Genomic DNA, 13,483 nt, shown 5'->3' with positions numbered 1-13,483 from the left:
GTCACGGATCTCAAGGTGCGATTTCAAGCCCATATGAGGGATTAAACCGCATCTAGAACCGATTCTGATGTAAGAGCAAGGCATTATGTTCGGCGGGAAAGCGCGCCTCACGGGACCACGAACCGCCTTCCACGTTGATCTTCCGCGGGATTCCCCACAAAGTTGCCTTATTTCCCGTCGTGGAATGGCGGGGCGTATAACAGGACTTTGTAACAGGTTATCGCCCTCTGCGGCCTGAAGACACCCGTTGGAAGGCTTTACCCACCGCTTGTTGTGCGAATCGCGGGATGAAATACGGGCCGATATCCGGCACCAAGAACCCTGAGCGTGGAGGGCGGCGTCAGAAGCCAGTCGGCGCACCGAAGCTTGCGGGGCGGATCGTATCCCGCCTCCGTCCAGCGATGGGCAAGACCCGCGTGCAATGTAAAGGCATCCTCTCCGACGACGACCATCGCGCCATCCGGTAGGTCCGCGACAGGGGCGGGAATCGGATGCAGCCGCTTCCTGCGCCGCTCCAGGCGTTCGCCGTGCAGCACGGTATCCATGCCGGCGGCCGTTGGGAGCGCCTGCCTGCCGGACGATGCCCATAGCGTCCGGAACCGCTCGGCGGCCTCCCTCCGGCAGAAGAAGCATGGCCTGTGGCCGGCAGCGAGGGCTACGGCCTCGTCCAGGAAAAAGAGCTCGGTCCAGCTTCGCCCGCCCATCACCGTGCGGCGGCGGCCCTGGAATTCGCAGGCACAGATCAGCCAGGCCTTGCCGGCCCATCGCCGGCCGAGCAGCGTTCTCGTCGCCGGATCGTGGAGGATGCCGCGATTGCCCGTGAAAAGGCCCCGCTGGGCGATGGCGACGATATCTCCGAAGGGCGTGACGCGGTTTTGCAGCGGCATGGTTTCGCACTTGAGTTGGAGCGCAGGCATTCTCCTATAAGCGCAGGCTAGCCGCCGGCGGGCGCAAACGCCACCCGCTTCGAGGGGACCGGATGGTTTTCGGTTGACGGCAGGCGGCAAAGCCGGTGGTTCTCTGACGAAAGACAGCAAAGGAGAATCAGTCATGGCCCACGGCACCGCCCCCTTTTTCATCGAGGATACGGACGAGAGCGAGATTTCCTCGGACGTCGCCGGCCTCGGCAATCTCCTGATGACGACGCATATCCCGCTGCGGGCCGATGGCTCCATCGAGACGGGCGACATCCGGACGCAGAGCATCGCGACGCTGGAAAGCCTCAAGGCTTCGCTGCAGAAGGCGGGCAGCACGCTCGCCGACGTGATCCACCTGACGATCTACCTCACGGACATGGCCGACCGCCCGGCCTTCAACGAGGTCTATTGCAGCTATTTCAAAAAACCCTATCCCGTCCGCTGCGCCGTCGGCGTCGGCGCCCTTGCCGATCCCGGCATGAAGGTTGAGGTGACGGCCATGGCCGCGCGGCGGACCGCCTAGAGATATCCACCCGCATCGGGAAAGGCATTCGGCTACATATTTTCTATAAAAATAGTAGATTTAGAAAAGCCATGCCTGCTGCGCTCCATGGCCCTCTGCTATCCCTTCCCGCATGAGGCCTCCAGCGGAGCGGGAAGCATGAATGCACATATCGAAACCACGCTTTTCAACATCGGCGGTGCCGCTCCGTCCGGGCAGCCCGTCGATGCCGACAGCCTGAAGGCCGCGTTGCGCACGCTCGGCGGCGGCGTCAGCATCATCACGGCAGGGGAGGGGGAGAACCGCACGGGCGCCACCGTCACATCGGCGACGGCGCTCTCCGTCGAGCCGGCGCGCATGCTCGTCTCCCTCAACCGCACCTCTTCCACCTGGCCCATCGTCGAACGCCATGGCCATTTCGGCATCAACATCGTCGGCGCGGATCATGAAGAGCTTGCCAACCAGTTCGCCGGGCGCGGCGGCCTGCGCGGCCCCGATCGCTACCGCGGCGCAGAATGGACGACCGCCGTCAGCGGCGCACCGCTTCTCCTCGGAGCCGTCGCCGCCATCGACTGCACCGTCGAGGAAGCCATCGAGCGGCACAGCCACGTGATCGTCATCGGCAAGGTGCAGGGTATCCGCACCGGCACCGGCCATTCGCTGCTCTATCAGGACGGCCGCTATCACGCCGTTCCCCGCTAGGGAGATTTGCAGCCGTAGGCACCGTGGCGCACGATTGGCTTTGACCCTGCCCGTTCCGACCGGTAGACGAACGTCTTCCGGTCGCATGCGGTTTTCCCGCATGCCCGGCCGGAAAGGACAGCGCCTTTCGACGGGGAATTCCATGACCGATCTTTTCGATGCCGCACCGCGCACCGGTTCCATGCCGCTCGCCGCCGAACTGCGCCCGGCGACGCTGGACGACGTGATCGGCCAGGAGAAGGTCATCGGCCCCGGCACCATGCTGCGCCGGCGCATCGCTGCCGGCAGGCTCGGCAGCATCATCCTTTACGGGCCGCCGGGGCTGGGCAAGACGTCGATCGCCCGCGCCATCGGCAACATGCTCGGCAAGAATTTTCGCCCGCTGCATGCCGCCCACAACAATGTCGCGGACATCCGCAAGATCGCCGACGAGGCGCGCATGCGCCCCACCCTGCTTTTCGCCGACGAGGTGCATCGCTTCAGCGCGACGCAGCAGGACCATCTGCTGGCGCTGTGCGAAGAGGGCGTCGCCGATTTCATCGGCGCGACCACGGGCAATCCTTATCATACGCTGACGCCCGCTCTCATTTCCCGCTCGACCATTTTGAAGCTCGAGCCGCTCGCCATCGAGGAGATGGAAGATGTGGTCCGGCGCGGTCTCCATCACCTCGCCGTGCGTGGCATCGAAGTGACGCTGGAGCCGGCATTGCTGCGCCGTATCGCCGGCCGTTCCGGCGGCGACGCCCGCCGGGCGCTGACCGTTCTGGAAAGCCTTGCGGTCGGCCACGCGCCCGGCGAGCCCGTCGTCATCACGGAAGCCATGGTCGAGGAGGCCTATGCGGCCGCGCCCGTCAACCATGATCGCTCGGGCGATGCGCATTACGACGTGGTGTCGGCCTTCGTGAAATCGATGCGCGGCTCGGATCCCGACGCGACGCTCTACTGGCTCGCCCGGCTGATCCACGGCGGCGAGGATCCGCGCTATATCGCCCGGCGGATCATGATCCATGCCTCCGAGGATGTCGGACTTGCCGACAATACCGCGCTCCAGACCGCCGTCGCTGCGCTGCACGCCGTTGAAAAGATCGGTTATCCCGAGGCGCAGATCATCCTGGCCCACGCGGCCCTGCATGTCGCCCGCGCGCCCAAGTCCAACTCCGCCTGCCGCGGCATTTCGCTGGCGCTCGCCCATGTGGCGAGCGAGGCGCCGTCCGCGGTGCCGCTGCATCTGCGCGACGCGCATTACAAGGGCGCGGCGGCGCTCGGCCATGTCGGCTATGCCTTTCCCCATGACGACGGGCGCGGCTGGAGCGAGCAGGCCTATGCGCCGGACGTGCCGCGCGGCGCCTTCTACCAGAGCGATGCGCGCGATGCCGCCACCTTCGAGCGGCGGGCGGACGAGCATTGGGAGCAGGTGACGGGGCGGCCGGCACCGCGCCGCTTCGGCGAAAAGCGCTGACGGATCAGCTTTCGGCAAGGCCCGCGCGCACGCGGTTGACCACGGTCCAGACGAGCAGCACGCAGGCCATCGGCTGGATATGCCATGTCCAGGCCGGCAGCGTGCCGAAAGCGGCGACGAGGGCGCCCAGCGCCCCGAAAAGCAGCGCACGGTCGCTCTTGCCCATCGGCCCCTCGTAGTTGCGCCCGCTGCCATGGGCGACGCCGAGAACGCCGGCGAACTCCGTGAGGGTCGCGAGGAACACGATGGCCGCCATCCAGGGCAGCGAGAAGGGGGCGATCAGGGCGAAGGGCACATAGAGCGCCGCATCGGAAACGACATCGGCGATCTCGTTGAGATAGCCGCCGAGCGCGCTCTTCTGGCCATGCTCGCGCGCCAACATGCCGTCGATGGCGTTGAACGCCATGCGCAGGAACATCCAGACCGGCACGAGCGCGAAGAGCGCCGGCTCGGGCCGGGCAAGCAGCAGCGCGCCGATCCCCACCGAGACGATGGCGGCGACGAGCGTCACCTGGTTGGCGGTGAGCCCCATGGCCGCCAGCCGTCCCACCAGTGGACGAAGCAGGCTCTGGAAGGACGATTTCAGTTTATAGATCGACATGAAAGCGAAAATCCGCTCGATTGCTTCGATTGAAAAGAAAGCGCAATCGACGAGAAATCAACTGCGAATATGGGGCCTCATCCGTATAGGGGAGGACGATATCAGTGCAAGGGGATGACGGCATGATCGAAAAGGCGTTTGCGAGCCATGATGGCGTGGAGCTGTTCTATCGCGTCTGGCCCGCCCGCTCCGGCACCGCCAGGGGCGCGATCGTGCTTCTGCATCGCGGCCACGAACATGGCGGACGCGTCGCGCATATCGCCGAGGAACTCGGCCTCGACGATTTCACCTTCTATGCCTGGGATGCGCGCGGGCATGGCCGCTCGCCCGGCGAGCGGGGCCATTCCCCGTCCTTCGCCCATTCGGTGCGCGACCTCGACTGCTTCGTGCGCCATATAAGCGAGACGGACGGCTTTGCCATGGAGGACATCGCCGTCGTCGCCCAGAGCGTCGGCGCCGTCCTGGCCGCGACCTGGGTGCACGACTACGCGCCGCATATCCGCGCGCTGGCGCTCGCTTCGCCCGCTTTCGACGTGAAGCTCTACGTGCCCTTCGCGAAGGAGGGCATCGCGCTCTGGCAGAAGCTGAAGGGCACGTTCTTCGTCAACTCCTATGTCAAGGCGCGCTTCCTGACGCACGATCCCGAGCGCATCGCCTCCTTCGAAGCCGATCCGCTGATCACCCGTCCCATCGCCTCCAACATCCTCCTGGAACTCTACGAGGCGGCGGACCGCGTGGTGGCCGATGCCCGCGCGATCACGGTGCCGACGCAGCTTCTCGTTTCGGGCAGCGATTTCGTCGTGCGCCACGCGCCGCAGCACCGCTTCTTCGAAAATCTCGGCTCGACGATCAAGGAACGCCATGTGCTGCCCGGCTTCTATCACGACACGCTCGGCGAGCGGGACCGGGCGAAGGCGCTGGAAAAGCTGCGCGCCTTCATCCTCGCCCGCTTTGCCGCGCCGCCGGTCGCCGCGGATCTCCGGCAGGCCCATTTGTCTAGTCATACGCGCGACGAGGCGGATCGTCTGGCAACGCCGCTTTCGCCCTTCTCCCCGCGCGGCCTCTACTGGGCGATGACGCGCGCCTCGATCCGGCTGGGCGCCCTCTTTTCCAAGGGGATGGCGACCGGCGTTCGCACCGGCTTCGATTCCGGCTCCACGCTGGACTATGTCTATGAAAACGAACCGCGCGGCCTCGGACCCGGCGGGCGGCGGGTCGACAGGCAATTCCTCGAGGCCATCGGCTGGCGCGGCATCCGGCAGCGGAAGATCCATCTGGAGGAACTGATCGCAAAGGCGCTTTCGCGCCTTGCGGCGGAAGGAAGGCCACTGCGCGTCCTCGACATCGCCGCCGGTCACGGCCGCTACGTGCTGGATGCCGTCACCGCCTCGGATGCGAAGCCGGAGAGCATCCGCCTGCAGGATTATTCGCTGATCAACGTGGAGAAAGGCTCGGTGCTGATCGCCGAACGCGGCCTTCGGGACATCGCCGCCTTCCACCGCGCCGACGCCTTCGACACGGAGGGGCTTGCCGCCGTCGCGCCGAAGCCGACGCTCGCCATCGTCTCCGGCCTCTATGAACTCTTCCCGGACAATGCGCTGATCGAGGGCTCGCTTGCCGGCCTCGCGCGGGCGATGGAGCCGGGAGCGCTGCTCGTCTATACCGGCCAGCCCTGGCATCCGCAGCTCGAGATGATCGCCCGTGCGCTCACCTCGCATCGCGGCGGCGAGGCCTGGATCATGCGCCGGCGCACCCAGCAGGAGATGGACCAGCTCGTGGCCGCCGCCGGCTTCCGCAAGATCGAGCAGCGTATCGACAAGTGGGGCATCTTCACCGTGTCGCTCGCCGAGCGCATCTGAGGATCGCATGGGAGAGGGTATCGCATCCGTTCCGTCGAGCGGCCGACGCGCGGTTTTCCGGGCAGCGGCGCTCTGGCTCGCCGTCCTCGCGCCGTTCTTCTATCTCACCTACGGCACGGCGAACTGGCTTGCCTCGCTGAGGGCCGATGTGCCGAACCTCGCCTTCGGCTGGGAAGGGCGCATTCCCTTCATCGCCTGGACCATCGTTCCCTACTGGTCGATCAATGCCTTCTATGCGCTCTCGCTCTTCGTCAACGACAGTCCGGAAGAGGTCGGGCGCCTCGCGCGCCGCTATCTCACCGCGCAGCTCGTCGCCGTCGCCTGCTTCGTCGCCTTCCCGCTGCAGGCGATCTTCCAGCGGCCGGAAACGCATGGCCTGCCGGGCTTCATGTTCGACGTGCTCGGCGGTTTCGACAAGCCGTTCAACCAGGCGCCTTCCCTGCATATCGCCCTGCTCGTCATCATCTGGGACCATTGGCGCACGCGGCTTGCCGGAGGATGGCGTGCCGCATGGCATGCCTGGTGCTTCCTCATCGGCATCTCGGTGCTGACCACATGGCAGCACCATGTCATCGACATTCCGACGGGCGCGCTGCTCGGCCTCCTCGCGCTCTGGCTCTTCCCGTCCGGGCAATCCTCGCCGCTTGCCGGCTTCCGCCTGACGAAGGACGCCAAGGCCCGGGGGCTTGCGATCTGCTACGGGTCGGGCGCGGCGATCCTGCTTGCCCTTACGGTTCCGGCAACGCGCGGCTCCGGGGCCGGCCTCCTCCTTCTCTGGCCGGCGCTCGCGCTCGCCCTTGTCGCCGCCGGCTATGCCGGGGCCGGGGAACGGGTCTTCCAGAAGGGGGCCGATGGCGCGATCAGCCTTGCCGGCCGCTGGCTGTTGCTGCCCTACCGGCTCGGGGTGCGGCTGAATATCCGCTGGTGGACGCGGCATCTTGCACCAGCGGCCGAAATCGCCGACGGCGTCCTCCTCGGCCGCATGCCCGCGCGCGGCGAACTTGCGACCCGTGCCGCGGTCGTCGACATGACGGCGGAACTGCCGGGCCTGAAGGCGCCCGGCCTTGCCTGGCATGCCTTCCCCTCGCTCGACCTGTTGCCCGTCCCTGTCGCGCGCATCCGCGAGGCCGCGCTGGCGGTCGAGACGGCCAGCCGGCATGGCCCCGTTCTTATCTGCTGCGCCCTCGGCTTCCAGCGTAGCGCCATGGTTGCCGCCTGCTGGCTGCTGCGGTCGGGGCATGCGGGAAGTGCCGCGGCCGCCGTGGCGCAGATCGAGGCATCCGGCCGGCCGGTCCGTCTGGACGTCGGGGTCTATGCGGCCATCGAGGAGGCGGCGCGATGACCGCGTGGAGCAGCATGGCGGAAGGCGCCGGCCGTCGGCTGCGGCGCAATGGCCTCACCGGCGGGCTCATCGCCTTGCTGGTCCTCGCACTCGCGCCGCCGACCGCGGGGGCCGAAGGCTTTGCGGGGCCGCTTGCCTGGTGGCTGCTGCTGGCCTTCTGCCTCCTGCCGCTCGTCTTCTCGGTCCATCTTCTCTTCGATGCCGCGCTCTTCCGGCTCGGCGCCTCCTACGGCGAGGAGGCGACAGGCCTTGCCGCGGTGGATGACGTGCTGGCGCGAATGGGCCTTCGCGCGAGGGACGGGGTGGTGCGCACCATGCCGGAACGCCTTGCCGGATGCCGCCGGCTTCTCTGGCTGCAACGCGTTTCGCTCGCCATCGGCGTGATGCTCTATGCCGTTCTCTTGCTCGACGCTGTGGTGGGAACATGAGATACGGCAAGGCATCGCTGCTCCAGAAAGCATCGAGCGCGGCGCTCGCGGGCCTTTCGCGCGCCGTCACCGGCGTCCGGCCGATCTGGGCGGGCGTGAAGCCGAACGGCCCGCAGCGCATCTATTTCGCCAATCACGCGAGCCACGGCGATTTCATTCTGGTTTCCACCTGCCTCAATCCCGCAGAGCGCTGCCGGACGGCCGCGGTCGCCGGCGCGGATTACTGGAAGGCGGATGCCGTCCGCCGCTTCATTGCGCAAAAGCTGCTGCGCACTGTGCTCGTCGAGCGCAACTGGGTTGAGCGCACCACCGATCCCCTTGCCGTCATGCTCGCGGCGCTCGATGCGGGCGAATCCCTGATCTTCTTCCCCGAGGGCACGCGCAACATGACGGATGAACCGCTGCTGCGCTTCCGCTCCGGCCTCTACAATCTCGCGGCCGCCCGGCCGGATGTTGAGCTCGTGCCCTGCTGGATCGAGAACATGTCGCGCGTCCTGCCGAAGGGCGCGCTGCTGCCGGTGCCGCTGCTCTGCCGCGTCGTCTTCGGCGAACCCGTCAGGCTGGAGGCGGGGGAGGACCGGAAGGTCTTCCTCGACCGCGCCCGCGCCGCCCTTCTTGCCCTTGCGCCCCGAAAGGATGGAAATCGCCAATGAGCGACGACACCACGCGCCTCTTCCTCGGCCTCGTCGCCGTCCTCACCACGGCAAGCCTCGTTGCCGGCGTCCTTTCCTGGCGCAGCACGCGGCCGCTGCCGGCAACGCTCGACAACCTCAATGCCCGCATCAAGGCCTGGTGGATCATGGTCGCGGGCATCAGCGCCGCCTTCCTGTTCGGTCCCGGCGGGGTGATCCTGCTCTTCGCCTTCGTCTCCTTCGCGGCGCTGCGCGAATATGTGACGCTCACCAACACCCGCCATGCCGACCGCTGGACGCTGCTCGGCATGTTCCTGATCGTCATCCCGGTCCAGTACTACCTGATCTGGATCGACTGGTACGGGCTCTATTCGATCTTCGTTCCCGTCTATTGCTTCCTCGCCATGCCGGCGCTGACGGCGATCCGCGGCGACACGTCCCGCTTCCTGGAGCGGGTCAGCGAGCAGCAATGGGGGATCATGCTCTCGGTCTATTGCATCAGCCACGTGCCGGCGTTGGTGACGCTGCCCATTCCCGGCAACGAGGGCAGGGGGCTCCTGCTGATCGCCTTCCTGATCGCGACGGTGCAGGGCAGCGACGTGCTGCAATATATCTTCGGCAAGCTCTTCGGCCGCCACAAGGTTGCGCCGAACATCTCGCCTTCCAAGACCTGGGAAGGCCTGATCGGCGGCATCGCCAGCGCGTCGCTCCTGGGGGCCGGGCTCTACTGGCTGACGCCCTTCTCGCCGCTGGAGGCGGGCGTGCTGGCCGGCCTTGCCTGCATCATGGGCTTCTTCGGCGGGCTTGTCGCCTCGGCGATCAAGCGCGACCGCGGCGTCAAGGACTGGGGCCATATGATCGAGGGGCACGGCGGCATGCTCGACCGCGCCGACAGCCTGGTCTTCGCCGCGCCGGTCTTCTTCCATATCGTGCGTTATGCCTGGACGTAACGAGTATCCTGCATCGGATATGCGCAGAATGGTGCACAATGCGCCGGTGCCTGCCTGATTCTCTTCCAGTCGGTGAATAATCGAAAAGGGGTATTCCGGGCGCCCGGGCAAGTTTCGTAAAGTGATGTTCAGGATGGGGCAAACGACAGAAACAGGCTGCCCCACCGGAGGAAGATAGATGACGACCAAGACGTTCAACCAGCCGCTCGGCGGCAACGAGATGCCGCGCTTCGGCGGTCCTGCCACCATGATGCGCCTGCCGACGCAGCCGACGACGGAAGGGCTCGACGCCTGCTTCGTCGGCATCCCCATGGATATCGGCACCTCGAACCGGCCGGGCACGCGCTTCGGGCCGCGCCAGATCCGCACCGAGAGCTGCATGATCCGCCCCTACAACATGGCGACGCGCGCCGCGCCCTTCGACAGCCTGCAGGTCGCCGATATCGGCGATGTGGCGATCGACACGTTCAACCTGCCGAAATGCGTCGACATCATCACCGATGCCTACCGCGATATCATCAGGGACGGCTGCAAGCCGCTGACGCTCGGCGGCGACCATACGCTCTCCTATCCGATCCTGCGCGCCATGGCCGAGAAATACGGCCCCGTCGGCCTCATCCATGTCGATGCCCATGCCGATATCAACGAACACATGTTCGGTGAAGCCATCGCCCATGGCACGCCCTTCCGCCGCGCCGTGGAAGCCGGCGTGCTCGACACCAGCCGCTGCATCCAGATCGGCGTGCGCGGCACCGGCTATGCGGCGGACGATTTCGACTGGCCGCGCGAGCAGGGTTTCCGCGTCGTGCAGGTGGAGGAGTGCTGGCACAAGTCGCTCACCCCGCTGATGGAGGAGGTGCGCGCGCAGATGGGTGACCGTCCCGTCTATCTTTCCTTCGACATCGACAGCCTCGACCCGTCGATCGCGCCCGGCACCGGCACGCCGGAAATCGCCGGCCTCAACACGATCCAGGCGCTGGAGATCATCCGCGGCTGCTGGGGCCTCAACCTCGTCGGCTGCGACCTCGTCGAGGTCTCGCCGCCCTACGATCCGTCCGGCAACACGGCGATCACCGCGGCCAACCTGCTGTTCGAAATGCTCTGCGTCCTGCCGGGCGTACAGAGGCGATAGCCCGCCCGTCGTCCAAAGACCCGGAGTGCCGAACGATCGTCGGCACTCCGCAAGAGCGCCGCCGTCCTTCAGTCCATCGCGTACTGGATATTGTACCGGCCATGGACCGCCGACCGTTCGATATGCGCCCGGACGCCGAAGACGCGCGCGATCAGCTCTTCCGTCAAAACCGCCTGCGGCGTTCCCGCAGCGACGATCCTACCCTTGTCGAGCACGGCGAGACTGTCGCAGAACATCGCCGCGAGATTGAGGTCATGCATGGCGATGATGCAGGTGATGCCGAGCTTCGATACCAGGGAGAGGATGTCCAGCTGGTGCTGGATGTCGAGGTGGTTCGTCGGCTCGTCGAGCAGCAGCTCGCTCGGCGTCTGCGCGAGCGCCCTTGCTATGTGAACCCGCTGGCGCTCGCCGCCGGAAAGGGTCTGCCAGAGCTGGCCGGCCCGGTGGCTCATGTCGACCCGTTCGAGTGCAATGTCCACCGCCGCATCCCCTTCGGGCGTCCATGAGGACAGAAGGCCGCGATGGGGCGTGCGTCCGAGCTGGACGATGTCGCGCACCGTCAGCGGGATATCGGTCGTCGACTGCTGCTCCACGAAGGCGACGCGGCGGGCAAGGCTGGCGCGCGAGAGGGTGGAGACATCGTCCCCGCCCAGCCGGATCACCCCGCTCTCGACGTGGCGCAGGCGGCAGATCAGGCGTAAGAGGCTGGATTTGCCCGATCCGTTCGGCCCCAGCAGGCCGAGCACCTTGCCCTGCGTTACCGCAAGCGTGACCCCGTCGATGATCAGGGTGTTCCCGGCCGAATAGGATACGTCTTCGATGGAGATGCTCATGCGCTTTTCCGGACGCGATAGAGGATGATGGCGAAGGCCGGTGCGCCGAACAGCGCCGTGACCACCCCGATGGGCAGGATCTGCTGCGGGATGATGATGCGCGAGACGATGTCGGCGGCCACCACGAAGATCGCGCCGCCGAGTGCGGTCGCCGGAAGGAGGCGGCCATGCGAGGGCCCGACGAGGAAGCGGGCGGCATGCGGGATGACGAGCCCGACGAAACCGACCGAGCCGACCATGCTGACGACGGCCGCGGTCATGATCGCCGTGACGGCGAAGAGGACGATCTGGGTCCTGCGCACGGCAATCCCCAGCGATGCCGCGGCGTCGCTTCCGAAGGCGAAGGCATCGAGGGCGCGGGCATGGAACAGGCAGGCGGCAAACCCGGCAAGCGTGATCGGCACCGAGAGATAGACATCGGGCCAGCGCACGCCGCTCATCGAGCCGAGAAGCCAGAACAGTACGCCGCGGGCCTGTTCCGCATTCGCCGACGTCGTGACGATATAGGAGGTCAGCGCATTGAAGAGCTGCGAGCCGGCGACGCCGCACAGGATGATCCGCTCACTCGACCCGCCCGTGCCCGAGGCAAGGATGCCCACCAGCAGGAAGGCGACCAGTGCGCCGGCGAAGGCGCCGCCGGAAAGCGAGAGGACGCCGTAGCCGAGGCCGAGGATCATCACGCAGACGGCGCCGGTCGATGCGCCGGCCGATATGCCGAGCACATAGGGCTCGGCCAGCGGGTTGCGAAGCAATGCCTGGAGGATGGCGCCGCACAGCGCGAGCGAGGCCCCCGCGCTGGCCGCCACCAGCGCCCGGCTGAGACGATAGTCCCAGATGACGCCCTCATGGATGCGGTTGAGCTCGAACGCCGTTGCGAAAAGCCGGTTCGACACGGCCCTCGCGGTCGTGGAAACGGGAATCGCGATCTCGCCGATGGAGACCGCGAGGCCGATCATGAGGGCAAGGAGAAGGGTGGCGGCGATGGCAAGTGCCGCAAGCACCCACCACCGATGCCGCCACGAAGCGGTAATCCTCACTGCGCGAGGCCGAAGGCCTTGATGCCGTTCGCCAGCGTCTCGATGCCGTCGATCGTGCGGATCGTCGGGTTCATCGACTGGGCGTCCATCATCACGAAGTGCTTGTTCTTGACGGCATCGAGTTCCCTGGTGACGGGATCGTTTTCGAGGAAGTCGATCTTCACCTTCGGATCGTCCGCGGCATAGCGACGGCGGTCCATGGTCGCGAGCACGATGACGGCGGGGTTCGCCTGCGCGATCGTCTCCCAGCCGACCAGCGGCCATTCCTCCTCGGTCGTGACGACATTCTTCGCGCCGATGGTCTTGAGGATATAGGCCGGCGCGCTGTTCTTGCCGGCGATGAAGGCATCGCCGTTGACTTCCTTGCTGGAGAACCAGAACACGACGGGAAGGTTCTTGCCGGCCGCGCCCGCGATGGACGCCACGGCATCCGCCTCGCGCTTCTTCAGCTCGGCGATCAGCGCGTCGCCCCGGTCCTTCACGTCGAAGATCTCGGAGAGTTCGGCGATTTCCCGATAGACCAGGTCCATGGTGAACAGCGTCTCGCGCACGCCGTCTCCGCCGTCCGTGTTGATCTTGGCGACGCAATCGGCCGGCGCGATATAGGTCTCGATGCCGAGATCGGCGAATTGCTCGCGCTTGCCGACGGAGCCCTGCGCGCCGACATGCCATTCGAATTCCGCGGCCACCAGATCGGGTTCCTGCCCGACCACGGCCTCGAAGCTCGGATCGTTGTCCGCCAGCCTTTTGATCCTGCTATTGGCCTCGGCATATTGCGGCAGCACCGGCCCGACCCAGACCGCCGTTCCCGCGACCTTGTCGGCAAGGCCGAGCGAGAAAAGCACCTCGGTCATGCCCTGGCCGATGGAGACGATCTTCTCCGGCGCTTTCTCGAAGGTGACCTGCCGGCCGCAATTTTCGAGCGTCAGCGGATACTGGGTGGCGGCGAAAGCCGTGCCGGCAAGGCCGGTAAGGCCGAGGGCGAAGGTGATGGTTGCGATTGTCTGGCGCATGGGAGCCTCGATCTCGGGGAGGGCGGCAATACGGCGCAGCGGATTGCTCACGCCTCGTGGACGGGAAAAGCCCAAT

At 66.4% G+C, this 13,483-nt stretch carries 14 protein-coding genes; 9 read left to right on the top strand and 5 right to left on the bottom strand.

What is annotated here, in order from left to right:
* Positions 1–257: 257 nt before the first annotated feature.
* Entirely contained in the window at positions 258–887 is a 630-nt protein-coding gene (locus ShzoTeo12_RS26460) for a hypothetical protein (RefSeq protein WP_318914382.1), read from the bottom strand.
* Positions 888–1,050: 163 nt separating this feature from the next.
* Here ShzoTeo12_RS26460 and ShzoTeo12_RS26455 point away from each other — a divergent pair, with 163 nt between their 5' ends.
* From ShzoTeo12_RS26455 to ShzoTeo12_RS26445, 3 genes are all read left to right on the top strand, one after another.
* Positions 1,051–1,440, top strand: a complete 390-nt coding sequence (locus ShzoTeo12_RS26455; RefSeq protein WP_318913194.1) for a RidA family protein — start codon at positions 1,051–1,053, stop codon at positions 1,438–1,440.
* A 138-nt stretch (positions 1,441–1,578) separates the two neighbouring features.
* Positions 1,579–2,121 carry a flavin reductase family protein gene (locus ShzoTeo12_RS26450; protein WP_318913193.1) on the top strand — a complete coding sequence of 181 codons (543 nt, stop codon included), beginning with the start codon at positions 1,579–1,581 and terminating at the stop codon, positions 2,119–2,121.
* Positions 2,122–2,263: 142 nt separating this feature from the next.
* On the top strand, positions 2,264–3,580 hold the full coding sequence (locus ShzoTeo12_RS26445; RefSeq protein WP_318913192.1) for a replication-associated recombination protein A: 1,317 nt from the start codon (positions 2,264–2,266) through the stop codon (positions 3,578–3,580).
* A gap of 4 nt (positions 3,581–3,584) precedes the next feature.
* On the opposite strand, the gene ShzoTeo12_RS26440 is transcribed toward ShzoTeo12_RS26445, so the two are convergent.
* Complete coding sequence (locus ShzoTeo12_RS26440; RefSeq protein WP_318913191.1) at positions 3,585–4,181, bottom strand: CDP-alcohol phosphatidyltransferase family protein; 597 nt, start codon at positions 4,179–4,181, stop codon at positions 3,585–3,587.
* A gap of 122 nt (positions 4,182–4,303) precedes the next feature.
* On the opposite strand from ShzoTeo12_RS26440, the gene ShzoTeo12_RS26435 reads away from it, so the two are divergent.
* The 6 genes from ShzoTeo12_RS26435 (at position 4,304) to speB (ending at position 10,524) form a co-directional block, all read left to right on the top strand.
* Positions 4,304–6,040, top strand: a complete 1,737-nt coding sequence (locus ShzoTeo12_RS26435; protein WP_318913190.1) for a bifunctional alpha/beta hydrolase/class I SAM-dependent methyltransferase — start codon at positions 4,304–4,306, stop codon at positions 6,038–6,040.
* A gap of 7 nt (positions 6,041–6,047) precedes the next feature.
* Positions 6,048–7,382, top strand: coding sequence for a phosphatase PAP2/dual specificity phosphatase family protein (locus tag ShzoTeo12_RS26430; RefSeq protein ID WP_318913188.1), 1,335 nt, complete (start codon positions 6,048–6,050; stop codon positions 7,380–7,382).
* Positions 7,379–7,810, top strand: coding sequence for a hypothetical protein (locus ShzoTeo12_RS26425; RefSeq protein WP_318913187.1), 432 nt, complete (start codon positions 7,379–7,381; stop codon positions 7,808–7,810). The genes ShzoTeo12_RS26430 and ShzoTeo12_RS26425 overlap by 4 nt, the downstream gene beginning before the upstream one ends.
* Complete coding sequence (locus ShzoTeo12_RS26420) at positions 7,807–8,463, top strand: lysophospholipid acyltransferase family protein (protein WP_318913186.1); 657 nt, start codon at positions 7,807–7,809, stop codon at positions 8,461–8,463. The genes ShzoTeo12_RS26425 and ShzoTeo12_RS26420 overlap by 4 nt, the downstream gene beginning before the upstream one ends.
* Complete coding sequence (locus ShzoTeo12_RS26415) at positions 8,460–9,392, top strand: phosphatidate cytidylyltransferase (RefSeq protein ID WP_119255402.1); 933 nt, start codon at positions 8,460–8,462, stop codon at positions 9,390–9,392. The genes ShzoTeo12_RS26420 and ShzoTeo12_RS26415 overlap by 4 nt, the downstream gene beginning before the upstream one ends.
* A 178-nt stretch (positions 9,393–9,570) precedes the next feature.
* A complete protein-coding gene (speB, locus tag ShzoTeo12_RS26410; RefSeq protein WP_318913184.1) occupies positions 9,571–10,524 on the top strand; it encodes an agmatinase in 954 nt (317 codons plus the stop codon).
* A 68-nt stretch (positions 10,525–10,592) separates the two neighbouring features.
* Here speB and ShzoTeo12_RS26405 read toward each other — a convergent pair whose 3' ends face one another.
* The 3 genes from ShzoTeo12_RS26405 to ShzoTeo12_RS26395 are packed head-to-tail and all read right to left on the bottom strand — an operon-like array spanning position 10,593 to position 13,407.
* Positions 10,593–11,357 (bottom strand): ABC transporter ATP-binding protein, encoded by a 765-nt coding sequence (locus tag ShzoTeo12_RS26405; protein ID WP_318913182.1) that lies wholly within the window; start codon positions 11,355–11,357, stop codon positions 10,593–10,595.
* Positions 11,354–12,394: an iron ABC transporter permease gene (locus ShzoTeo12_RS26400; protein WP_318913181.1), complete on the bottom strand. Its 1,041-nt coding sequence runs from the start codon at positions 12,392–12,394 to the stop codon at positions 11,354–11,356. The genes ShzoTeo12_RS26405 and ShzoTeo12_RS26400 overlap by 4 nt, the downstream gene beginning before the upstream one ends.
* Positions 12,391–13,407 (bottom strand): ABC transporter substrate-binding protein, encoded by a 1,017-nt coding sequence (locus tag ShzoTeo12_RS26395; protein ID WP_318913179.1) that lies wholly within the window; start codon positions 13,405–13,407, stop codon positions 12,391–12,393. Before ShzoTeo12_RS26395 ends, ShzoTeo12_RS26400 begins: the two co-directional genes overlap by 4 nt.
* Between the last annotated feature and the right edge of the window lie 76 nt (positions 13,408–13,483).

The organism is Shinella zoogloeoides (assembly GCF_033705735.1).
GTDB classification, from domain to species: domain Bacteria; phylum Pseudomonadota; class Alphaproteobacteria; order Rhizobiales; family Rhizobiaceae; genus Shinella; species Shinella zoogloeoides_A.
Note: the sequence above shows the minus strand (reverse complement) of the source record. Positions and strands in the feature narration are given on the sequence as shown.

Coding starts and splice junctions, on each gene's coding strand:
- ShzoTeo12_RS26460 (WP_318914382.1), bottom strand. CDS start 887: ATGCCGCTGCAAAACCGCGTCACGCCCTTCGGAGATATCGTCGCCATC.
- ShzoTeo12_RS26455 (WP_318913194.1), top strand. CDS start 1,051: ATGGCCCACGGCACCGCCCCCTTTTTCATCGAGGATACGGACGAGAGC.
- ShzoTeo12_RS26450 (WP_318913193.1), top strand. CDS start 1,579: ATGAATGCACATATCGAAACCACGCTTTTCAACATCGGCGGTGCCGCT.
- ShzoTeo12_RS26445 (WP_318913192.1), top strand. CDS start 2,264: ATGACCGATCTTTTCGATGCCGCACCGCGCACCGGTTCCATGCCGCTC.
- ShzoTeo12_RS26440 (WP_318913191.1), bottom strand. CDS start 4,181: ATGTCGATCTATAAACTGAAATCGTCCTTCCAGAGCCTGCTTCGTCCA.
- ShzoTeo12_RS26435 (WP_318913190.1), top strand. CDS start 4,304: ATGATCGAAAAGGCGTTTGCGAGCCATGATGGCGTGGAGCTGTTCTAT.
- ShzoTeo12_RS26430 (WP_318913188.1), top strand. CDS start 6,048: ATGGGAGAGGGTATCGCATCCGTTCCGTCGAGCGGCCGACGCGCGGTT.
- ShzoTeo12_RS26425 (WP_318913187.1), top strand. CDS start 7,379: ATGACCGCGTGGAGCAGCATGGCGGAAGGCGCCGGCCGTCGGCTGCGG.
- ShzoTeo12_RS26420 (WP_318913186.1), top strand. CDS start 7,807: ATGAGATACGGCAAGGCATCGCTGCTCCAGAAAGCATCGAGCGCGGCG.
- ShzoTeo12_RS26415 (WP_119255402.1), top strand. CDS start 8,460: ATGAGCGACGACACCACGCGCCTCTTCCTCGGCCTCGTCGCCGTCCTC.
- speB (WP_318913184.1), top strand. CDS start 9,571: ATGACGACCAAGACGTTCAACCAGCCGCTCGGCGGCAACGAGATGCCG.
- ShzoTeo12_RS26405 (WP_318913182.1), bottom strand. CDS start 11,357: ATGAGCATCTCCATCGAAGACGTATCCTATTCGGCCGGGAACACCCTG.
- ShzoTeo12_RS26395 (WP_318913179.1), bottom strand. CDS start 13,407: ATGCGCCAGACAATCGCAACCATCACCTTCGCCCTCGGCCTTACCGGC.